The sequence below is a fragment of the Thiospirochaeta perfilievii genome (genome assembly GCF_008329945.1).
GTDB classification, from domain to species: domain Bacteria; phylum Spirochaetota; class Spirochaetia; order DSM-2461; family DSM-2461; genus Thiospirochaeta; species Thiospirochaeta perfilievii.
On record NZ_CP035807.1, the window covers coordinates 865105 to 885603 of the forward strand.

Below are 20499 nucleotides of genomic sequence, written 5' to 3' on the forward strand. Positions count from 1 at the left end.
ATAAGAGGGATTATGCCAAGAAGAAGAAAAAATCGAAACTGTAGGATACTAGATGGGGATAGAAATTTCAAACCTTCTGGTATTCCTAGATCCGAACTTAATAAAATAATCCTTGACCTTGATGAATTCGAGGCATTAAGACTATGTGACTATGATGGTCTCAATCAAATTGAGGCTGGTGAAGCATTAGGTGTTTCAAGGGGAACAGTTCAAAGGCTCTTACTATCAGGTAGAAAAAAAATTGTTGAAGCTATTTTAGATTCTAATGAGCTCATTATTAAAGGTAACCATTAACCACTAAGATATAAATTAATACCTATACTGATATTAGGGATTTTTTTATCAATCTATATGCAAATTCAAATATATATACAAGGAGATATGTTATGATAAATTTTATATCATTATTACAAAAAAAGTTAGTTATAGTTATACCTATAGTCATGTTATTAGGTTTTTTATTTGGCATACAAAAGGATGTTTCATTTTTAAAGGGAGGGATTATTCCTTTAACATTTTTAATGGTCTACCCTATGATGGTAACACTGCCATTAAAAAAAGTGCTAGAAGGGGGTGATTCAAAGGTTCAGCTTACGGCACAATTTATAAACTTTGCAGTAACACCATTTATTGCATATGGCTTAGGTATTTTATTTTTTCCAAACAGTAAATTTTTAGCTCTTGGACTACTTCTAACAGGGTTATTACCTACTTCAGGAATGACAATTTCATGGACTGGTATGGCAAAGGGTAATATGGCTGCAGCTGTTAAAATGACTGTATTAGGCCTTTTAATAGGTTCTCTACTCACACCTGTCTATATAAAATTTCTAATGGGAGCATCTGTAGAAATAGATATAATAGGAATATTCATACAGGTTGCTGAGATTGTAGTGCTTCCATTAATTCTTGGAAATATTACACAAAAAATATTAATATCTAGGTTTGGAATGGCCCATTATCAAGAGAAGTTAAAGAAAAATTTCCCTCCATTCTCTACTTTAGGAGTAATTGGTATTGTGTTTGTTGCCATGGCACTTAAAGCTAAAAGTATTATGGGTAATCCATCAGCCCTTCTAATAATTTTTATTCCCCTACTACTTCTATATATCATCAATTTTTTAATTAGTACTATTATAGGGAAGATGTTCTTTAAACGAGACGATGCTATTGCCCTTCTTTATGGAACAGTTTTAAGAAATCTATCAATTGCTCTAGCTATTGCTATGACTGCCTTTGGGAAGGAAGGTGCCGATATTGCCCTAGTAGTAGCCCTTGGATATATAATTCAAATTCAGTTATCAGCATGGGCTGTTAAATTCACTGATAAAGTTTATGGCCCAGCGGGTGTTACAGAATCCTCAAATATTATGCACTATGGCATATATACGCTTCATAGTAGAAATACGGTAAATGATGCTTTAAAAATGTTAGCAACTGAAGATATACACTCTATAGTAGTTATTGATGATTTGGAGAAACCTATTGGGATATTAACTCAAAAAGTAATTATTAAGTTACTTGCAAATAAAACACCTAAAGATACAGTAATATCAGATTGCACTTTAGAGCCTGTAATTACCACTGGTCTTCATATACCTATAGAAAAAATAATAAAAACGATGGATGAGAATCAAGAGTTTAAAGTTCTTGTAACTGATGTTAAAGAGAACATAATAGGGGTTCTTACCGCAAGTGATATCATAAAATCAACTATAAATAAATAAAGTATTTCCAAAGTGGGGCTTTGCTATAATATAAATGCAAAGTCCTTTTTTTTTATTTTTTCATTGACAAAAGCTCTTTTATAGTTATTATATACAGAAAACAATATATTCAGGAGTTAATATGAATAAGAAATTTTCACCATTAAGCTTTTTATCATCTCTAGGAGCAGGAGGAATTGCAATAATCCCATTTGCCTTTTTCCAGTATACCTATCACACTAAACCAGGTTTAGTTACATTCAACGCAATAGATCATGGAAGTTTAAATTTTGCCCAATTAGGACTATTTTATTTTTTTGAAACTGTAATGATAATTTTTACACTAATTCACTTTTTTTTAACTTTTAAAAATCTAAAAGAGTTAAATTATTGGTCAAAAACCGATGAGTTTAAGACTTTTACTCAAGATCCACTAAGTAATGCTGCTTTAATGACTCCCTTTTTATCATTAGCAATGACAATGAATGTTTTTATTGGACCCATAAGGTTCTTTATTCCATTCTTTTCAAAGAATTTTCAAGGTATGATGTTACCAGCACTTATTGCGCTAATAATATTAGCTTCTGTCGCCCTATATTGGGAAATAAAGCTATTAAAGATATCCTTTGTTAATAGTTTTGATGTTAGTAAAATTAACTTTGGATGGTTAATTCAACCCTTTGCACTTGGAATGATTGCAGTTACAGCATCAGGGATAGCAGCTATGTCTAAAACTGAAACTTATGCTCACATTGGCGCATTTATCACATTTACAATGGGTTCAATGGCACTTTTCCTTTTAGCAGTAAAACTAAACTCTATTTTTAAAAGTCACTTTGCTGCAAAAGGATTACCAGCTAAACAGTTTATGCCTAGCTATTTAATTGTTTTACCTATAGTAACAATTTTATCTATAGCAGGATTTAGATTAACCCACTACTTCCACAACTTTTTTCATGTAGATCTTCACGCTTTAGGTATAATAATTATAGCTGGTTCTTTCGCCTTTGAAACTTGGTACCTACTATTTGGATTAGCTCTTTTAAAGAATTACTTAAAAGATGATTTTAAACTAAAAGAGTATTATGTATCCCAATGGGGTTTAGTATGTCCATTTGTAGCATATGGAACACTAGGTACTATGATGTGGCGAAATTTTGTACCAAATCTACTTCTATATGTAGTAATTATTATAAGTGCCCTAACAGCTATAACATTCTTTATTATATTAGCTAGGAAGCAGATTAAATACGCAAAATAAGAGATAGAGGTACTTCTTAATTGAAGTACCTTTTAAATATACTTATTTTATGGTTATATTATTTATGGATAATTTGAATTCAATAATTGATTTAAAAAGGTTAAACCTTATAAAAAAACAAATAACCCCAAGGGAATCTAAAAAGTTAGAGAAGAAATTAAGTTTACTTTTTAAAGGTTTTAGTAAGGATAGTCTGAATTTTATATCTATAATTGATAGATTTAATGATCCCTCCTTTGATCAGAATAAATTAGAAAAATATAATACAGGTACTAGAGAAATAGTTATTATAAATAGAGATTATAAAATAAAAGATGCTATTTCCAATATCTTAAAAGAGGACTTTATAGGTTTTGATACAGAACAGAGACCGACATTTAAAAGGGGTGAGAAACAAAAAAACTTTGCACTAATTCAGATAGCAACAAAGGACTTCTGTTACCTATTCCAGACTAAATATTTACATGATATTAAACCAATTATTAAAATTATAACTAATGAGAAAATAATTAAAGTTGGATTTGATCTTAAAAATGATAATAAAGAGTTTAAAAATCAACTTAATATTGAACCAAAAAACATATTTGACCTATCTCCTTTTATGAAAAGAAATCTACTTCATAAAAATCAAATAGGAGTAAAAAATAGTGTTGCACTTATTCTTTTAAAGCAAATGCAAAAGTCTAAAAAGATTGCTATGTCAAACTGGGAAAATAGGATTTTAAATGAAAATCAGATAAAATATGCCTCCGAAGATGCAACAGCACCCTATGATATTTTTAGTTATCTATACAATAATTTCCCAACAATAATAAGCTAAAAAACCTCATCAAGGATGAATTATTATTGATAAGTAGAAGTACAGCCTTTTCTACGGGACTATACTCTACTCTTAATTATTACATAATTTTGAGAGTTATTTTTTTGTTTCTAACAACCGGATTAATCCTGTAAAACCTACAAATGCAATTCCAGCAATTGGCCAAATAATCCATGTAATCCCCCATTCCATTGTCCATAAGCTCCAACCTATATAACCAGCTGTAACTAAAGGCCAATAGAAACCGGCGAACTTTTCATCCCTCTCAATCTCCAGTTTTCTATCTTTACTAAAGTCCCCTTCTCCCAATAGAAAATTATAACAATTATTCTCTGTTACTTTAGGTATCAAAATAAATAGAGATACTCCGACTATAACTAACATAAGTATTAACATAAGAAATAGGATCATGTCAGACTCTGTATATAAACTAGAAACAAATAATGGAACTACACTAATAATAAACATAGCAGTACATAAAGATAAAGTCTTAGTATATATACCTTGAAACCTTTGTAACTTTTCTACAATAATACCTCTAACTCCATAACTTAAATCAAAATTACTTTTTTCAAGTTCATCTATAAATAGTGATTGTGGACTCTTTCGTAAAAAAAAGATAACAGCAATTGTTATAAAAACAAATAGGGATGTCAAACCAATACCCTCGGCTAATTCTTCTGATAAATACCCTTTTTCGGCTTCTGATAATGCTGATAAAAATAGAAATGGAACTATTGATAAAATAGATATTAATACACCGATGGATATATTTTTAGCCAGCCAAACTTTTGTTTTAATATAGTTAGTTGTATCTTCGATGGAAATACTTAATACACCAGACTCTTTGTCTTCCCCTGTATAATCTATAAGTTCCATATCATCCTTTAATAAAAAATCAGTAGTTACTCCAAATAATTCAGATAATCGTATTATTTTATTCAAGTCGGGTATACTCGTTGTACTTTCCCATTTTGAAACTGATTGTCTCGATATTTCTAATTTTTCTGCAAGTTCTTCTTGAGATAACCCAAGTTGTTTTCTAAGTTTTGTAATTTTTTGAGCTAGTATCATTTGTACTTCCTTTTTCAATTTTATAGTAGAAATATAGTATGGATCTAAGTAGCACACTAGCAATCTAAGTTGGAAATTAGTAAACCAGTGGTTGCATTTTGTTAAATTTATTAATAATATTCATTTTAAATTAAATTCTTTAGGATTTCTAGAAGATGGCACCTTACAGTAGCTTAACATCTTCAGGTAGTTCTAAATTTGATTATTTAAATTGGGAAATAGAGCCGATTACTTAAGTTAGACCTTTCTTCTTTTTGTGCAAACTTTACGCTAATTTTTCTTTGCATCCAAATTACCTTATCTAAAGCACTCATAGCTTTTTCTGCACACTTTTTATCAGCCATTTCAATAAATGCTGAACCCTTAGATTTCATAGATTTTATATCGTTAATAATATCAATATGCATGATATCTCCGTACTTGCTAAACAAGCTTCCTAATTCGAAATATGAAATATTGTAATTAATATTTTCAATATATAGTTTTGTAGACATAACTACTCCTTATCCAATTAAATGGACCAAATGATTGTTAAGAAATTTATAGGATTCTCTAACTGAATATGCTGTAGTTTTAGAATTGAAAAATAATAAAAGACAAATAAGACAGGGATAACAAAATACAAAAATTTAATAAACTTATAGGCATATTAGTTTAATTAACTTTAAATTGCAAGAGGTTAGCCTAAATTAACAATTTCACTTAGGCTATTTTGTATAAAAAATAAATTATCGAATAAAATTTGTATATACCTTTCTCTCAATTAAAGGTTTTGGATTTTTCTCTTTTCCAAAATCAATTATTTTTAAAAGCCATGCCATATTTTTTCCTAAAACTCTAAGGATCTGTATACCCTCTTCATCTTCTAGAACTTCTCCAGGTGAAGCACCATGTATAACATTCCAGTAATTTGAAGTTGGTAATATCATTTGCGAATAGTTAAGGTAGTTATTCAACTGATCAAAAGTTGGTAATCCTCCAGAACGCCTTACGGCAACAACTGATGCACCAACCTTGTGGGCTAACATGGATTTATTTACCCCTGTTACTAGAAATACTCTATCCAAAAATGATTTCATTGTCCCCCCAATTGCTGAATAGTGAACAGGAGATCCTAAGATTATTCCATCTGCAAATTTCATTTTTTGGATCACATTATTTACTGGATCACTTATTATTGAGCACTTTTCATCAAGAGTTTTTGAACACTTTCCACAGGCCATACAACCACTTATTTTTTATTGCCTATATGGATAATTTCAACTTCTATATTCTCCTTCTCTAGCTCATCTGCAACTACCCTTAAAGCGTGAAAAGTATTACCATTACTTTTAGGACTTCCATTTATTGCTACTACTCTCATTATATCTCTCCACTTACTATTTATACTAATTTGTTCTTTAATATCATAATTTTCCACACCTACTTTTTTATTGGAATCTCTATACGAAATATTTTTCTATTGAGTCAACAATATATAACCTACCATGAAATTCCGACTCAATAATCTTTCTAGAAAGAGTCAAGCCTAAACCTGTTCCATTATTAGTACTTGTTGAAGTGTAGAATGGTTCAAAAAGAAGCTCTCTGTCTTCGATATTTATAGGTATTCCATTATCATAAATGTCACAAATAATGTTACAATCATTAACATAAGTGCTTACTTTAATAATACCGTCTGTTCTATGCTCTTCTATTGCATGGGCACTATTAACAAGTAAATTTAAAACAACCTGATCGACTTTGTTTCCTAGGATTTTAATTTTAGGGATATTACACCCAAGGTCAAGTTTAAGTTCTGCCCTATTTCGGATAACACTTCGAGCAAGAATTAATGTACTCTCTACTCCCTTATTTATGTCATATAGAATTTCACTATCTTCTCTATCTTCTCTTGTGTAGCTAAGCATATTTTTTATTACTTCACTTATACGTTGGATACCAAAATTTGTATCTTTTACAAGCTCTTTTATATCTTCAATATTGTTATTAAATGTATCTTCATCCAGATACCGCTGAAGAATATGACAATTACTCTTTATATAAGTTAAAGGATTATTTATCTCGTGGGAGATTTCAGCTGAAAGTTGACCTAAAGCTGCCATTTTTTCACTTCTAACTAAGAAAGATTGCATATTGTCAATTTTCTTACTACTACAGTCTAGTTCATCGATTAATTTTATTTTATCAGAAATATCTGAAAAAGTTAGAACTATCCCCTTCGAATCACTTTGTTTATCATATAATCTCCTTATATTGAGATTATAACTTTTATCCATTATCTTTTTAATAAAACTAACATAATCTTTATTAAGGAAAAAAGTACTAACATTACCAGTTATAGTACCAAGAAATCCTCTCTCAACCCTCTGTCCCAGGTCCCTCTCTGATAAGTTGAAAAGTCTTGTTGCCTTTATATTGTAATCAATTATTCTATAGTCTAGATCCAATGTAATTATAGCATCATCCATATTCTGTAATACAAGGTTCCTAGATAGTGGGGAATAATGTAAAATACGAAACCTATAGGTTCCAATAAAAGTACATAGACTTATAATAGCAAAAGTAACGGCTGAAAAATCCTTTGTGAAGTCAGGAAGAAGCCTAAAGATATATATGATATTAACTAAGAGGGAAACAATATAACCTATAATAATAAATTGAGCTTGGGATCTATAATATGAGCCACCTCTAATATAGGAGACTATAATAAATATTACACCTGTGATAATAAAGATATAGTTAAAAGAGCATATTATCCAGAAATAGAACCCGTATTCAGCCATTATTGTTGAGTAACCACCCTTATATAAAAAAGAGACATTGTGATAGAATTGATGATGTAAATCATTTGTAAATACTACAAAAGTATTAAAGAGGATAAATGCAAATATTATTGTAATAAATCTTTTATTTATAATTTTCTCATACCCTGTGTAATTGAGACAAAAAATAAACCATAATACAGCATAAAACTGCATTACTACATGTCCTAGTTTAATGACAAAAACCATCTGATACTCATTGTTAAGGTAAAACTCCATATACTCTAAAATAAGAAGTATAAGAGCTGCCAATTGAAACATAAGAACTATTTTGGAAATTCTCTCTTTTAAATATCGAAATGAAATTAATATAGACAAAATATTAAATCCAGCGACTAGAGGTGCTAAAAACTGATACAGTACATAATCCATAAATAAATATTATACTATGTTTATGAATATAAACATAATAATAATACTTTAATTAAAAGCGGGAATCTCCCGCCTTTTTAACTAAGAGCTTTTTCGAAACTCTCTTTAATTATTCTCCCCTGCTCATCTTCATTATCACTTTCAACATTTATCCAATGTACAATTAAATAGTTATCAATTATATCCACAGTAACAGTACCTGGAGTTAATGTAATAGCCTCGGCTAAAAACCATTTTTTTCTTGCACTGGTCAATTTTGTAGGTATTTTAACAAAACCAGGGTTTATATTCATTTTAGGAGATAAAACAACTTTTGCCATATATATATTAGCTTTAACTATTTCTATTAATAAAATAGGTGCATAGAGTAGCCAATTTTTTAATGTTAACCCCTCTCCTGGGTCTTCTGGGGATATTTTTATAGAAGCCCAAGATGTAATTATCGATACTATTAGACCAACGACTAACTCTTGTAAACTAAGGGAGGCTGTTAATAAAATCCAAAAAAGGAACATTATAACGGCTCTTATTATAACTCTATTCATTATCTTTCTCCTTATCCTCTGGGTCAGGGATATTAAATATAAAATCGTCCGCACTATCTGATACCATAGAGTAGTCTGTACCTAGTTTTAAGGATTTTGTAGGACATACATCTATACAAAGGGAACACCAACAGCATCTACCATAATCTATCCTAGGTATAAGCTCCGAACCGTTTTTTGGATTTTTAACAATTTCTGGTGTTATCATGTCAATTGCTTCATTCATACAGATATCCTGACATAGACCACACCCTATACACTTAGCCTGTAAATTTGTATGAAATCCTCTATATGATTCTGGGGTCTCCCTTTTACTATACGGATACATTAACGTAGCCGGCTTTTGAAAAAGATATTTTAAAGCGGAAAATGGCTCTAATATACCTTTAAAATCTGGTTTCCATTTCATAATTACCTCTCTATCTCCGGTGGACAAGTTCCAAGGGAGTTCATAATCATTGCTACATCTGCTAGTTGAGCTCCTTTTAATACTTCAGGAAGAAGGGACATGGCATGAACCATTGATGGACCTTTTACCTGCATTCTTCTTAACTTTTCTGTACCATCAGAAGCCATAAAATAGGAGAACTCTCCCCTAGAGGATTCTGTTCTAACCCAAGTCTCTCCCCTAGGAATTAAAAACTGTCTATGCCCCTTTAACTTAACATTAACAGGACCATCTTTAGGCATTTTATTTATAACCTGGCGTAAAATTCTAATACTTTGAACCATCTCTTCTCTACGAACAAGGGCTCTAGCATAAACATCACTATCTCTTTGGGTAGGAATATCAAACTCTACCTGACTATACATCTCATATGGGGCATACTTTCTAACATCATGTTTAAAACCAGCAGCCCTTAATACTGGCCCAACAACACCGTGTTTTATAGCTGTTTCAGGTTTAACAATCCCAATACCAACAGCTCTCTTTTTAAAAACAGCGTTATTAAAAAAGATTCTATCGTACTCTGGGAGTCTAGATTCATAATAGTCTAATAATCTAGATAACTTATCTAAAAATCCAACTGGAAGATCATTTCTTACACCACCTGGGTAGATATACATATGGTATACCCTTGCACCAGTTAACTCTTCATATAGGTCTAACATAAGGTCCCTGTCTGCAACAGCCCACTGGGGATTAATATATAGACCTAGAGAACCACCCTGTCCAGCTATCCATAAAAATTGTGCAGTTAAACGCTGCATCTCTAAAACCATGGTTCTTATCCACTTAGCTTTAACTGGAACTTCTATATTTGCTAGATTCTCAATACCCCTAGCAAAGTTCTCTTCGTTTGGGTCAGGTTCTGGAACACATATTCTACATACAATAGTAAAGGCTTGGGGTATAGTTCTTCTCTCTACTAATTTTTCAAACCCCCTATGTAGGTAACCAACATGGGTCTCTGAATTTACAATAGTCTCTCCATCTAAATCTATTTCAACACTCATATTTCCTGTTATTCCAGGATGCTGAGGTCCATGAAATATTTTTACAAGTTTATTATCTTTACCCATTTTCCCTCTCTCCATTGCTCTCTTCCTTGGCTTTTAAGGCTGCTTTAACTCCTCGAACCCTCTTTCTCTCAGCTGTAACATCTTTATTGTCTTCCCGACCTGGTCTAAAATCAAACTTTTGATTTACAAAATCCAGAGTATCAAAGTCTCGCCTCATAGGGGGTAGGTTTTGCCAATCCTCTAAAAAGAACTCTTTTAGATTAGAGTGCCCAGTTACAGATATACCAAACATCTCCCATAACTCCCTTTCAAAATGGTTAGCCTGGGGCCATATTTTTTCTAAACTAGGGATAAAAACCACAGTTCTTTTTGAACCATCATCTGCTAACTCCCTTGGGATTTTAACAGCTACAAAAACTGTTTCATTATGGGTGTAGCTATATAAAATATAGTTTAAGTGTAGAGTATTCTCCTCAATCCAATCCGTACAGGAGATAGTTTGTAGGGATTCAAAGGATAGTTCGTTATGAAGTCTTAATACTATAGTCATAAGTTCATTAACTGTAACCTCACACTTTATTAAACCAGTACTATCCCTAGTAAAATCCATATTAGGGAAAAAACTTCTTAAATTATCAATTATTAGACTCAAACCAAACCTCCATCACTATAGTACCAATCACAGGTATATGACGGTAGCATTTTGTCTCCAAAGATCTCTCTCTGATTAGCCTTATACCAATCGATATTTTGTTTATATCTATCAGCACCATCGGATTTACCCTGGGATATCTGCTTTTGGAGAGCTACAAAACCATCAATTAAAGCTTCAGGCCTTGGCATACAACCAGCTACATAGATATCAAACGGGAGGTATTTATCTAACTGCTTAGCAGTATTGTAAGAGTCCCAGTACATTCCACCATTCATTACACATGATCCAAGACCAATAACATATTTAGGGCTTTGCATCTGCTCATAGGTTCTAATTACCCTTTTTAGTGTTTTATATGAGAGATAACCGGATATAATTAGAACATCAGCCTGTCTTGGTGTTGCAGCTCCTCTAATTCCTAACCTTTCAGCATCGTATCTAGCAGTCATAGTAGGAGGAACCTCTATTGCTCCACAACCTGTACCGTAGGCTAGAACCCATAGGGACTGTTTTCTAAACCAGTTTACAACCCAATCAACTATCTGTTGTTCTCCCTTTATATTTTTTAATTCCTCTAAGGGAATATCTTTTTTTATTTCATCCATTAAACTACACCACCATTAAAAAACATTAAGACACCTGCTAAAAGACCTAGGAGGGCTGGAATTTTCCATAAAAAATCAACTGCTTGTTCTACCTTAAATCTAGGAAAAACTGAACCAATGGATATTTCAAATAGGAAGAGGGCAAATGTTTTACCTAACAACTCTAATATATTTGAAGCCCCACCAAGGAAGAGATTTACCCATAATAGAAGTTTCGCAAAGGAGAACATCAATCTTTGGGACATTAGAATACCTAGATATTTAGAACCAAACTCCGCAACAGGTCCTGAATAGACCTCTGTTGGAGCACCAACAACATCAAATGGGGATGCTCCCATAAAACCTACAAAGGAGAAAAGCGAGATAATAAATATTAGGGGATGTTCCACCATATTCCAAGTTCCACTCTCAACCTGAAAAGAGATAATCTTAGTTAAAGATGTAGTCCCTGAAACTGCCATTAAAAGCCCTATAGCTATATACATACCAATTTCAAGACCAATTAACCTAGTTAGTCCTCGAACAACGCCCATTACACCAAATGGATTCCCCCCAGCCCCAACAGAAAGGGCATTACCAAGGGGACCAACTACCATTAAATAGGTTATTAAAATTAAATTTCCATACTCAGAAACACCACTAAACCACACACTATTATTAAAAAATGGTATAAATAGTAGGGAGGTAACAGAACCTGCAGCCATTATTACAGGTCCAAGGTGGAACATTAAACCATGGGAGGCAGCTTCGACCTTGGAGTACAACTTAATATTATCAGCAAAATTCTGGTATATAGGAGGTCCCCATCTTCTATGGATTCGTGCTGTGAACCTTCTATAAAAACCGTAATAAAACCCAGCTATAATAAAAGCTACTATAGGGGCTAATAGAACATTTAAAATTAAGATTATTGGACTACTCACATTTTACCTCCTGATACAAAAATCCATAAAACCGCTGAACCTATAAAAAGGACATAGAAGAGTGTTGCAATATTCCCTGTATAAAAAAGTCTAATTAAGGATGAGAGTTGATCCATTAAAGAGTGAATATATCGATAAAAACCCTTGGTAGTCTTACTTAACCAGAAACCAATAAAAGGTATTCGGTCTATCTCCTGTCCCATTCCGTGACCATAATGTAGTGGGTAACTATCCTCTGGGGTTTCCCCAGCATAGGCGATATCTAACCGATTTACGTCCCTACTCTTTCCCTTTACTAGGGAGAATAAAAATAGAATTACCACGAAAGTTATACCAAAAGTAAGCATTACAACAAACCCATTATATGAACCTAATAGTGAACTTAGAACCTGGGGATTATCCTGATTTATGCTACCAAATCCAATCTCCCCAAGTATAGGGTTAATTATTTTGTAAATAAGTGATGGATACATTCCTGTTATTATTAATAAAATTAGTGGTAATATTACTGCTAATCTATAACCTAAAGGAGTCTCCTTAATATCATTAGGGTCACACTCTGTAGGATGACCTAAAAAGATACCGTAAATAAGTTTATAGTTATATATAAAAGCTGCAGTAGAAGCTGCTATTATAATTATTAACTCTAGAATTTTACCAGAAGATAACAGAGCAGAATAGATAGCCCATTTGGAAGCAAAACCACCTAATGGAGGCATTCCAGCTAGGGAAATAATTCCAATTAATACAGCAATAAAACTAAAGGGCATCTTGTTTATTAATCCACCTAGTTGATCAAACCTAGTTTTTCCAGTTCTATGGATAATTCCAGCTACTGTGGTAAATAGTAGAACTTTAATAATTGTATGAATTACAGCGTGATAGATCCCAGAGGAGATCCCTTCTGCTGTGCCTAAACCAATTGCAGCAAAAATATAACCTAGTTGTGCAATTGATGACCAAGCTAACAATCTTTTAATAACCGGCTCTTTTATAGCTCTAAAAGTAGCAAATAGTGCTGTTATGGCCCCTAACCATCCAATAATTGGTAAAAAATTAAGGGATTTATGGGGGTAGATTATATAAAGCAGAACTAAACCATAAACACCAGCCTTACTTAAAGCTCCAGATAAAAAACCTGTAAATAGGTCGCTGGACTCATTATATACAGATGGGATCCATCTATGTAGAGGCATAATACCAGACTTTAATAAAAAACCAATAAGAAGAAATGGCAGGGCTATATAAACTTCCTTAGTAAATAGGATATCTTGAATATTAAACCCGGAACTAACACCAATTAATAGAATCCCAGTTAATAAAAACATTGCTCCTGTTAAACCAAAAACTAAGTACTTCCTTGCAACCTTTACATTTTTAGACCTACTTAATATAGGTAGATAGGATGCCCAGGACATAATCTCCCACCCTATAAAAAATGTTATTAAATCACCTGCAAATATAGATAGACCTAAGCCACCAGCTGCAAATAAAACCCATGACTCTTCCCTATTTTTAGTACAAAGATTTGCAATAGAGTAGACAAATAGAGAGAACCAAACCATGGCAAAAAATAGTAGTTTTGTAATAGAGAGACTAAGGGACAGGTTAATTAAACTATTACCTAGCCAGTTATAGGAGATATTACCAGAAATAGAGAAGTTTAATATAAAAATTATTGGTAAAAATATAGAGACTATTAATAGTAAAAATTTAGATATACTCCTATTAGTAAAAATTGTAACAAGACCAGTTCCCAATAGGAAAAGTGGCATAAGTAGTACAAAATTATTCATTAGAACTACCTCCCTGTGTTAAAACAATGGACTGATAAAAACTTTTATTATACAAATCATTCTCAGCCTTTGTTGAGATTTTATAGATAGTCTGGGGGATTACACCAGAAACAATAACAAAGATAACAGGGATTAATAATGGTATTGTTTTAAAAATAGAAATATCCCTAGTAGAGACATCTTTATTAAAAAGAACGGATATAAGTTTTAATAGATACCAAGCTTCTATTAGGGCAGAGAGTAGAACCAAAAGAACAGGTATAACTCCATATCCAGCCATTAGGGATTTTAAGATTAGAAATTTACCAACAAACCCTGCAAATGGAGGTAACCCTAAAAGTGATAGTGTTAAAACTACAAAGGAAAAGCCTATAATAGGATTTTTTCTACCTAGTCCTCTTAAATCTTCAATTGAACCCTTGTTCATAGCTAAGGACAAAATTAAAAACAGACCAGCTTTTACAGCGGCATGGTTAAAAAGATATAAAACCATCCCACCATTTGCTTTACTTAAATAACCTACTAACAAAAGACCACCCTGGGCCATAGAAGAGTAGGCAAACATTCTAACTAAGTTACTCTGTCTTAGTGCACCTAACTCCCCGGCTATCATTGAAATTAGACCTATAACAAGTAAAAATGTAGTTAAAGTCTCATCAATCCCAAAAACTGTAATAACTCTAAATAGAATATAGAGGGTTGCATTTAGTGTAATTGTTGAAAACATACCAGAAACTGCAGCGCCACTACCCTCATAAACATCTGGAACCCATGTATTTAAAGGAAACATTTCCGCCTCCAATAAAAAAGCCCCTAACAAAGTCACTGTAATAATAGCTTTTGCAGTAAACGGTATTGAAGGTGATACTATTGATAACTGGGCCAGGTTTAATGTTCCTGTATGATAATATACAACAGAAATACCTACTAATAAAAATATAGATGCAAATGAACCTGCTAAAATATATTTAAGTGTAGCTTCAAACGCCTTTGAATCATTATGAAGTGTAGTTATAGCGTAGGCTGAAAGTGATACTATCTCTAAAAAAACAAAGATATTAAATAGATCACCACTTAAAAGTAGTCCATTGATTCCAGCAATATGAAGCAATACAAGAACTGTAGAGGACGAACCATCTGAAAAATAGTGTCTCATTTTTGGACTACTAAGTATTACTACTCCAAAAATTGATGTAATAAGAATAATGGAAATAGGTAAGGTACCAGCAAATAGATTTATACCTAGAGGAGGAGCAATTACTATAATTTGATTAATTGGGTTATCTATAACAAGAGGTAACATAATACCTGATAAAATCCCAGTAAGAAGTAGAATTGTTGTTGGTAACCAACCCATTCTAAATATTTTAATACCCCGTAAACCTGATGCTAAAAATCCAGCTAATAGTGGAATGACTATAAATAATATAGGATACATTAGTTTTTAAGCTCCTTCATTAAAGATATATCTAGAGTTCCCTTAAATCCAAAATACCTAGCTGTAACAGTTAACCCAAGTGCTGTTACTGCAGTACCAATTACAATTGAAGTTAAAATAAGTGCATGGGGTAATGGATCTGCAAAACCAGTTACAACAGATGGATCTGAAATAATTGGGGCTTTTTTACCAGCAAAGTCTGCCATAGCTAGAAATAGGAGGTTAACCCCTGTCTCTGCAATACTTAGGGATATAAATATCTTAATTAAGTTTTTTGAGTTACAGCTCCCCATAAACCAATAAGTAGCAGAGCTATTGAGAATGCTGGCATAACTGTTGAATAATCTGTAAGTGTCATTACTCCTCCTTCCTTTGAAAATTCTGATATATTGTAATTATCTCTGTACCAACTTTTATTCCAACAAAGATATAGATAATAGGAAGAATTCCACCACTAAATAGTGTATTAAACTCACCTAATGGTAGATATTGACCTAAAAATGATCCTGCAAACCACAGACCAGCTAGAGCTACTAGGATATAGAGAGATCCTGCTAGACCTTCTAAAAAGTGTAGAACCTTAACCTGTTTTACCCTCTCCCCTGCTAAAAGTAGAAGAAGAGCCATACCTGCAGCCATTACACCACCTTGGAACCCACCCCCTGGGGTTAGATGTCCATGTATAGTGATATATAGACCAGTTAATAAAAAGTGGGGAAGGACTAGAGTTTTGGAGTGCCTTACAATCTCATTTGGGTTACTCTCCCTTTTTATTTTACTTCTGTCCTTACTAAATATAAAACCTACAGCAGTAGAGACTAAAAAGAGTACAGAGACTTCACCAAGGGTATCTAGTCCTCTATAAAAAACAACAACAGCAGTTACAGCATTGGGAATACCTGCTCCATTCTCACCCTCCCCTGGTGTCATAGTTAATAAAACTTCCCCAGCCCTATTACTTGCTGGAACTGTAGACTCCTTAAAAACAGAAAGTAGTGGGAAAAATATTACTATAAATAATATCCCCCATATTAGATTAAGTGGATTATGAAATTTACGACTCACTCTCATCCTCCTTTGAAGTCTTTCTAAGGGTAGATAAGAAAATCAATGTAACTAGTCCGGTACCAACAGCAGCCTCTGTTAATGCAACATCAGGCGCCTTCATAAGTGCAAATAGAATTGTTGCTCCTACACCAGTAAATGAGAAGTAAAATATTGAATTTATCAGTTTCTTAGCAGTTATTGCCATAAATGATGCGATAATAATTGCTCCCATAATTATATAAGCAAAAATACTAATCATTAGATTCCTCCTTATCTATCACTGGATAGAACTTTTTTTTATCATCCTCAGTTAAACCAGTTCTACCTAGAGCTGAAGCTGAAACTGGACCTGTAAACATAAAAAGAACTATTGCTACAAATAGTTTTGGAGCCCAACCAGGTTCCTTTAAACCAATTCCAATAAAAAAGAGTATAATCCCAAGGGTTGTTGATTTAGCTACTGGATGTATTCTTGTTAAAAAAGAGGGTAGTCGAACAATACCAATTCCAGATATTAAAAGAGTTATTACTCCAGCTATTAAAAAAAAGTCACTTACTATACCCATTATTTAAGCCCCTTCTCTAAGTACCTAGCAAACAAAATAGTAGATAAGAAGACTGCAGAAGCTATTACAAGAACAATATCAATATAGTAATTAACCCCCTCCATAAAAGACCAATAGATTAAAAAGGCTGAGACTTGAACTGTAATTACATCCAGAGCCAATACCCTGTCCTGGGGGGTCGGACCAATAAATAATCTAACTAAAGAGAGGATAAGGGATAAACCTAAACCGCCTATTATAAAAAATTCTACCATATAACCACCTTAATAGATATTAACTTATCAATATATATTTAATTATATATTGTAGCAAAAATATATACTATAAACTAAGGAAAATAAAGAGCTTATTCCTATAATTGGGGAATTAATTCCAGATTAGAAATAAAAATAGAGGGGTGTTATAGGTGTTATTTATGATTTAAATAGCTAACTTGAGTTGAATTTTCATATATATTTAGAAGGGAGACAGAACCTCTGTCCATATTAAACTTCCAGTAGAAGTCTAAATCTAGACCTAAAAAGTGCAATAAAATTAGGATAAGTGGACCTCTATGGGAAATTAGAGCTATATTCCACTCTTTAGTATCTGTAGTGTGACTTTTGATTTTTTTTACAACTCTCTCTACTCTGTTAAGTAGGTCAATTAGACTTTCCCCATTTGGAGGGCTATTATCTATAGGGTTATCAACCCACTTACAATATTCACCTTTGTAATTTTTTATAAGATAGTTATACTCTAGACCCTCCCAATCCCCAAAGTGAACCTCGTCTAGCTCCCTATATATTTTACTAATATAACCTGGGAATAGAACGTCCTTTGTTTCTATGGCCCTTTTAAGGGAGGATGTGTAAATGGCATTAAAATCTACTCTTTCGAGTAGACTACTTTTAACTTTCTTTATTAATTTTATTCCCTCTAGGGTTAGGGATGGATCTGATCCTCTACCTATGTAGGATCTACCCCCATGACATTGGCCATGTCTAATTAGGTAGAGATTTACCAATTAAGAATTCCTAGGGCAGATAGGATCAAAAATTGTAACATTGATATTAACTCAATTATCTCATTTATTGCCCCGTAAAGGTCTCCTGTTAAACCACCAAGTTTTTTTATGTAAAAAAGTGACAATAGGAAAGTAATTAAAGTGGATAGTAGTGTAACTAAAACTCCTAATAGTCCTGTAAAATAGAAGATAATACCTACTGTTAATATAAGGGATAAAATTAGATCTTTTACTCTAATAAACTTTTTAAAAAATACCCCTAAACCACCCTCTTTAGCACTTTTAAAAGAGAATATAGAAAAAACTACACACCACCTGGAGATTATTGGGATTGAAATTAAGATTGGAATAATAGAGACCCTAGAGTTTATAATTAGCTCGTTAATAGTAAGTAGTTTTAACAAAATAAAACATATTAGTGTTAATACACCAAAGACCCCAGTTCTACTATCCTTCATAATCTCTAATCTTTTTTCGACAGTTGTTCCACCAAAAAGACCATCAGAACTATCTGATAACCCGTCTAGGTGTAAGCCTCCTGTAATAAAGATCCACCAAATGGTCATAAGTCCTGAAGTAAATAAATTGGAGAAGATATTGGTAGAGAGTGTAAAAATTCCAGATATAGTTAGACCTATAACTAAACCGACTAAAGGAATAAGAGATATTGATCTTGCTACTCTATCTAGATCTTCCCCCTCTTTCCATGGTATTGGGATAACTGTCATAAATCTAAAAGCGTAAATTATTTTTTTTATAATACTATACCTGCCTCTTCAAATGTAGAGATATCCTTTAAGGATTTAACAGCAGCATCTATTATCGAGATCCCTAAAGCAGCCCCTGTCCCCTCTCCTAATCTTAAACCAAGGTCTAATATAGGTGTAGTTTTAAAAAAATCAAAAACATGTTTATACCCTGTCTCTGCAGACTTATGGGATAAAAATAGATAGTCAGAAATTAATGGATTGTATGAGGTAGCTAATACCCCAGCGGCAGTTGATATAAAACCATCAATTACAACAGGGATTTTTTTAGCAGCACAACAGATTATTGCACCAACCATTCCCCCGATCTCAAATCCACCAATTTTTGATAATACATCAAACATATCATCCTTATTAGGGTTATTTACCTCTAATGCTCTTTTAACAATATTAACTTTTTTATCTAATACAGCACTATCGATACCTGCCCCAGGCCCTGTTATCTCTATAGGATCAAGACCTGTATATAGGGAGAATATAGCTGAAGACGGAGTTGTATTTCCTATCCCCATCTCACCTATACCAACAATATCCAATCCATTATCAATCTCTTCTAACACTGTCTCAATTCCACCAATTACAGATTTAATGGCTTCATCTCTACTCATTGCTGGACCTTTGGATATATTTTTTGCCCCACTAGCGACAAACTTATTTTTTACCCCTGTTTTGCTCTTATAAGGCGTAGCAACTCCCATATCAATAACAACAACTCTAGCCCCAGCATGTTTAGCCAAAACATTTACTGCTCCTCCGCCACGAACAAAATTATCAACCTGCATTGCAGTTACTTCCATTGGGGCACTGGCAATACCCTCTTCAAATACAACATGATGATCACCTGCAAAGGTTAAGATGGCCTTATTATCCATATGGGGGAATACTTCCCCTTTAATACCTGCTACATTTATAGATAACTCTTCTAGTCTACCTAAACTTCCTGGTGGTTTAGTTAGTCTGTTTTGTCTAACCCTTGCACCCTCCATGGCTTTTAAATCCAAGGGCTTAATTAAACTATTTATATCTTCTATAAGTGACATTATCTCTCCTACTTTAATTTTAAGGGCAGACCAGCATTTAACATGTATACGTTTTCACAAGCTTCTGCTAACTTCTGGTGGCTCATCCCCGCAATATCCTGGAACATTCTAGCCCATTTATGCTCAGAAACTAAACCATTTTCAACCTGGTTAGATATGATTATAAGGGAAATATCTTTATTTATGACAGAACTAATAATATTATCAAGTTCCTTAAAAACAGCTTTTTTTGCTTCTTCTTTAGGACACTCCTCACCTAATCTAAAAATTATATTGGTCATTAATAGTGTAAGACAATCAAGTATGACAACACAGTTATCTAACCTTTCTAATTCGGCGCTAGGATTATGTGGCTCTTCAACTGTAATCCAATCCCTGCTTCTAGACTCCCTATGTCTATTTATTCGGTCTTCCATCTCATGGTCAATTAAAAGCGCTGTTGCTAAATAATAAACAGGTAGACTTAACTCCTTAGAGATAGTATGTGCCCTTTTCTCTGCAAAACTTGTTTTCCCTGTTTTTGTCCCACCTAAAACTAATGTAATACCCATATAACCCTCTAAAAATATTCTATAAATATAATAAAATA

Annotated in this window: 26 protein-coding genes; 4 read left to right on the forward strand and 22 right to left on the reverse strand. The window is 32.9% G+C overall.

All coding sequences use genetic code 11. The features are described from left to right. Positions 1–12: 12 nt before the first annotated feature. From EW093_RS03980 to EW093_RS03995, 4 genes are all read left to right on the forward strand, one after another. Positions 13–294 (forward strand): DUF134 domain-containing protein, encoded by a 282-nt coding sequence (locus EW093_RS03980; protein WP_149567150.1) that lies wholly within the window; start codon positions 13–15, stop codon positions 292–294. A 92-nt stretch (positions 295–386) separates the two neighbouring features. Continuing rightward, positions 387–1727 (forward strand): bile acid:sodium symporter, encoded by a 1341-nt coding sequence (locus EW093_RS03985; protein ID WP_149567151.1) that lies wholly within the window; start codon positions 387–389, stop codon positions 1725–1727. A gap of 121 nt (positions 1728–1848) precedes the next feature. Further along, complete coding sequence (gene tsoY, locus EW093_RS03990) at positions 1849–2967, forward strand: selenoprotein TsoY (RefSeq protein ID WP_149567152.1); 1119 nt, start codon at positions 1849–1851, stop codon at positions 2965–2967. Positions 2968–3016: 49 nt separating this feature from the next. After that, entirely contained in the window at positions 3017–3787 is a 771-nt protein-coding gene (locus EW093_RS03995; RefSeq protein ID WP_149567153.1) for a 3'-5' exonuclease, read from the forward strand. 96 nt (positions 3788–3883) lie between these two features. Here the strand turns inward: EW093_RS03995 and EW093_RS04000 are convergent, their stop codons facing one another. The 22 genes from EW093_RS04000 to EW093_RS04100 all read right to left on the reverse strand — a co-directional run bounded on the left by EW093_RS04000 (position 3884) and on the right by EW093_RS04100 (position 20461). Continuing rightward, positions 3884–4861 (reverse strand): helix-turn-helix domain-containing protein, encoded by a 978-nt coding sequence (locus tag EW093_RS04000; protein ID WP_149567154.1) that lies wholly within the window; start codon positions 4859–4861, stop codon positions 3884–3886. 206 nt (positions 4862–5067) lie between these two features. After that, entirely contained in the window at positions 5068–5355 is a 288-nt protein-coding gene (locus tag EW093_RS04005; protein WP_149567155.1) for an RNA recognition motif domain-containing protein, read from the reverse strand. Between the two features lie 234 nt (positions 5356–5589). Then, entirely contained in the window at positions 5590–6084 is a 495-nt protein-coding gene (locus EW093_RS04010) for a flavodoxin family protein (RefSeq protein WP_281283474.1), read from the reverse strand. Positions 6085–6092: 8 nt separating this feature from the next. Further along, positions 6093–6281: an NAD(P)H-dependent oxidoreductase gene (locus EW093_RS17800; RefSeq protein WP_281283475.1), complete on the reverse strand. Its 189-nt coding sequence runs from the start codon at positions 6279–6281 to the stop codon at positions 6093–6095. A 22-nt stretch (positions 6282–6303) separates the two neighbouring features. Next, complete coding sequence (locus EW093_RS04015) at positions 6304–8058, reverse strand: histidine kinase N-terminal 7TM domain-containing protein (protein WP_149567156.1); 1755 nt, start codon at positions 8056–8058, stop codon at positions 6304–6306. 77 nt (positions 8059–8135) lie between these two features. Continuing rightward, positions 8136–8603, reverse strand: a complete 468-nt coding sequence (locus tag EW093_RS04020; RefSeq protein WP_149567157.1) for a Na+/H+ antiporter subunit E — start codon at positions 8601–8603, stop codon at positions 8136–8138. Next, positions 8596–9012 (reverse strand): 4Fe-4S dicluster domain-containing protein, encoded by a 417-nt coding sequence (locus EW093_RS04025; protein WP_149567158.1) that lies wholly within the window; start codon positions 9010–9012, stop codon positions 8596–8598. Before EW093_RS04025 ends, EW093_RS04020 begins: the two co-directional genes overlap by 8 nt. A 2-nt stretch (positions 9013–9014) precedes the next feature. Continuing rightward, the gene (locus EW093_RS04030) at positions 9015–10142 is read right to left on the reverse strand and encodes an NADH-quinone oxidoreductase subunit D (protein ID WP_223111648.1); all 1128 of its coding nucleotides are present in this window, start codon (positions 10140–10142) and stop codon (positions 9015–9017) included. Next, the gene (locus EW093_RS04035; RefSeq protein ID WP_149567159.1) at positions 10120–10719 is read right to left on the reverse strand and encodes an NADH-quinone oxidoreductase subunit C; all 600 of its coding nucleotides are present in this window, start codon (positions 10717–10719) and stop codon (positions 10120–10122) included. The genes EW093_RS04030 and EW093_RS04035 overlap by 23 nt, the downstream gene beginning before the upstream one ends. Continuing rightward, positions 10716–11327: an NADH-quinone oxidoreductase subunit B gene (locus tag EW093_RS04040; RefSeq protein WP_187759822.1), complete on the reverse strand. Its 612-nt coding sequence runs from the start codon at positions 11325–11327 to the stop codon at positions 10716–10718. Before EW093_RS04040 ends, EW093_RS04035 begins: the two co-directional genes overlap by 4 nt. After that, positions 11327–12250, reverse strand: a complete 924-nt coding sequence (locus EW093_RS04045) for a respiratory chain complex I subunit 1 family protein (protein ID WP_223111649.1) — start codon at positions 12248–12250, stop codon at positions 11327–11329. The genes EW093_RS04040 and EW093_RS04045 overlap by 1 nt, the downstream gene beginning before the upstream one ends. Beyond that, positions 12247–14046, reverse strand: a complete 1800-nt coding sequence (locus tag EW093_RS04050; RefSeq protein ID WP_149567160.1) for a proton-conducting transporter transmembrane domain-containing protein — start codon at positions 14044–14046, stop codon at positions 12247–12249. Before EW093_RS04050 ends, EW093_RS04045 begins: the two co-directional genes overlap by 4 nt. Next, positions 14039–15484 (reverse strand): complex I subunit 5 family protein, encoded by a 1446-nt coding sequence (locus EW093_RS04055; RefSeq protein WP_149567161.1) that lies wholly within the window; start codon positions 15482–15484, stop codon positions 14039–14041. The genes EW093_RS04050 and EW093_RS04055 overlap by 8 nt, the downstream gene beginning before the upstream one ends. After that, complete coding sequence (locus EW093_RS04060; protein ID WP_149567162.1) at positions 15484–15777, reverse strand: sodium:proton antiporter; 294 nt, start codon at positions 15775–15777, stop codon at positions 15484–15486. The genes EW093_RS04055 and EW093_RS04060 overlap by 1 nt, the downstream gene beginning before the upstream one ends. A gap of 64 nt (positions 15778–15841) precedes the next feature. Then, a complete protein-coding gene (locus EW093_RS04065; protein WP_187759823.1) occupies positions 15842–16549 on the reverse strand; it encodes an MnhB domain-containing protein in 708 nt (235 codons plus the stop codon). Then, complete coding sequence (locus tag EW093_RS04070; protein WP_149567164.1) at positions 16539–16790, reverse strand: Na(+)/H(+) antiporter subunit B; 252 nt, start codon at positions 16788–16790, stop codon at positions 16539–16541. Before EW093_RS04070 ends, EW093_RS04065 begins: the two co-directional genes overlap by 11 nt. Beyond that, complete coding sequence (locus EW093_RS04075; protein WP_149567165.1) at positions 16783–17097, reverse strand: cation:proton antiporter; 315 nt, start codon at positions 17095–17097, stop codon at positions 16783–16785. Before EW093_RS04075 ends, EW093_RS04070 begins: the two co-directional genes overlap by 8 nt. Further along, positions 17097–17351, reverse strand: a complete 255-nt coding sequence (locus EW093_RS04080; protein WP_149567166.1) for an MrpF/PhaF family protein — start codon at positions 17349–17351, stop codon at positions 17097–17099. Before EW093_RS04080 ends, EW093_RS04075 begins: the two co-directional genes overlap by 1 nt. A gap of 155 nt (positions 17352–17506) precedes the next feature. Further along, complete coding sequence (locus EW093_RS04085) at positions 17507–18103, reverse strand: histidine phosphatase family protein (protein ID WP_149567167.1); 597 nt, start codon at positions 18101–18103, stop codon at positions 17507–17509. Next, positions 18097–18864, reverse strand: coding sequence for an adenosylcobinamide-GDP ribazoletransferase (gene cobS, locus EW093_RS04090; protein WP_342781930.1), 768 nt, complete (start codon positions 18862–18864; stop codon positions 18097–18099). Before cobS ends, EW093_RS04085 begins: the two co-directional genes overlap by 7 nt. Beyond that, complete coding sequence (cobT, locus tag EW093_RS04095) at positions 18858–19910, reverse strand: nicotinate-nucleotide--dimethylbenzimidazole phosphoribosyltransferase (protein WP_149567169.1); 1053 nt, start codon at positions 19908–19910, stop codon at positions 18858–18860. The genes cobS and cobT overlap by 7 nt, the downstream gene beginning before the upstream one ends. A gap of 8 nt (positions 19911–19918) precedes the next feature. Further along, positions 19919–20461 carry a bifunctional adenosylcobinamide kinase/adenosylcobinamide-phosphate guanylyltransferase gene (locus EW093_RS04100; RefSeq protein ID WP_149567170.1) on the reverse strand — a complete coding sequence of 181 codons (543 nt, stop codon included), beginning with the start codon at positions 20459–20461 and terminating at the stop codon, positions 19919–19921. Positions 20462–20499: the final 38 nt, after the last annotated feature.

Coding starts and splice junctions, on each gene's coding strand:
- EW093_RS03980 (WP_149567150.1), top strand. CDS start 13: ATGCCAAGAAGAAGAAAAAATCGAAACTGTAGGATACTAGATGGGGAT.
- EW093_RS03985 (WP_149567151.1), top strand. CDS start 387: ATGATAAATTTTATATCATTATTACAAAAAAAGTTAGTTATAGTTATA.
- tsoY (WP_149567152.1), top strand. CDS start 1,849: ATGAATAAGAAATTTTCACCATTAAGCTTTTTATCATCTCTAGGAGCA.
- EW093_RS03995 (WP_149567153.1), top strand. CDS start 3,017: ATGGTTATATTATTTATGGATAATTTGAATTCAATAATTGATTTAAAA.
- EW093_RS04000 (WP_149567154.1), bottom strand. CDS start 4,861: ATGATACTAGCTCAAAAAATTACAAAACTTAGAAAACAACTTGGGTTA.
- EW093_RS04005 (WP_149567155.1), bottom strand. CDS start 5,355: ATGTCTACAAAACTATATATTGAAAATATTAATTACAATATTTCATAT.
- EW093_RS04010 (WP_281283474.1), bottom strand. CDS start 6,084: ATGGCCTGTGGAAAGTGTTCAAAAACTCTTGATGAAAAGTGCTCAATA.
- EW093_RS04015 (WP_149567156.1), bottom strand. CDS start 8,058: ATGGATTATGTACTGTATCAGTTTTTAGCACCTCTAGTCGCTGGATTT.
- EW093_RS04020 (WP_149567157.1), bottom strand. CDS start 8,603: ATGAATAGAGTTATAATAAGAGCCGTTATAATGTTCCTTTTTTGGATT.
- EW093_RS04025 (WP_149567158.1), bottom strand. CDS start 9,012: ATGAAATGGAAACCAGATTTTAAAGGTATATTAGAGCCATTTTCCGCT.
- EW093_RS04030 (WP_223111648.1), bottom strand. CDS start 10,142: ATGGAGAGAGGGAAAATGGGTAAAGATAATAAACTTGTAAAAATATTT.
- EW093_RS04040 (WP_187759822.1), bottom strand. CDS start 11,327: ATGGATGAAATAAAAAAAGATATTCCCTTAGAGGAATTAAAAAATATA.
- EW093_RS04050 (WP_149567160.1), bottom strand. CDS start 14,046: ATGAATAATTTTGTACTACTTATGCCACTTTTCCTATTGGGAACTGGT.
- EW093_RS04055 (WP_149567161.1), bottom strand. CDS start 15,484: ATGTATCCTATATTATTTATAGTCATTCCACTATTAGCTGGATTTTTA.
- EW093_RS04060 (WP_149567162.1), bottom strand. CDS start 15,777: ATGGGGAGCTGTAACTCAAAAAACTTAATTAAGATATTTATATCCCTA.
- EW093_RS04070 (WP_149567164.1), bottom strand. CDS start 16,790: ATGATTAGTATTTTTGCTTATATAATTATGGGAGCAATTATTATCGCA.
- EW093_RS04075 (WP_149567165.1), bottom strand. CDS start 17,097: ATGGGTATAGTAAGTGACTTTTTTTTAATAGCTGGAGTAATAACTCTT.
- EW093_RS04080 (WP_149567166.1), bottom strand. CDS start 17,351: ATGGTAGAATTTTTTATAATAGGCGGTTTAGGTTTATCCCTTATCCTC.
- cobT (WP_149567169.1), bottom strand. CDS start 19,910: ATGTCACTTATAGAAGATATAAATAGTTTAATTAAGCCCTTGGATTTA.
- EW093_RS04100 (WP_149567170.1), bottom strand. CDS start 20,461: ATGGGTATTACATTAGTTTTAGGTGGGACAAAAACAGGGAAAACAAGT.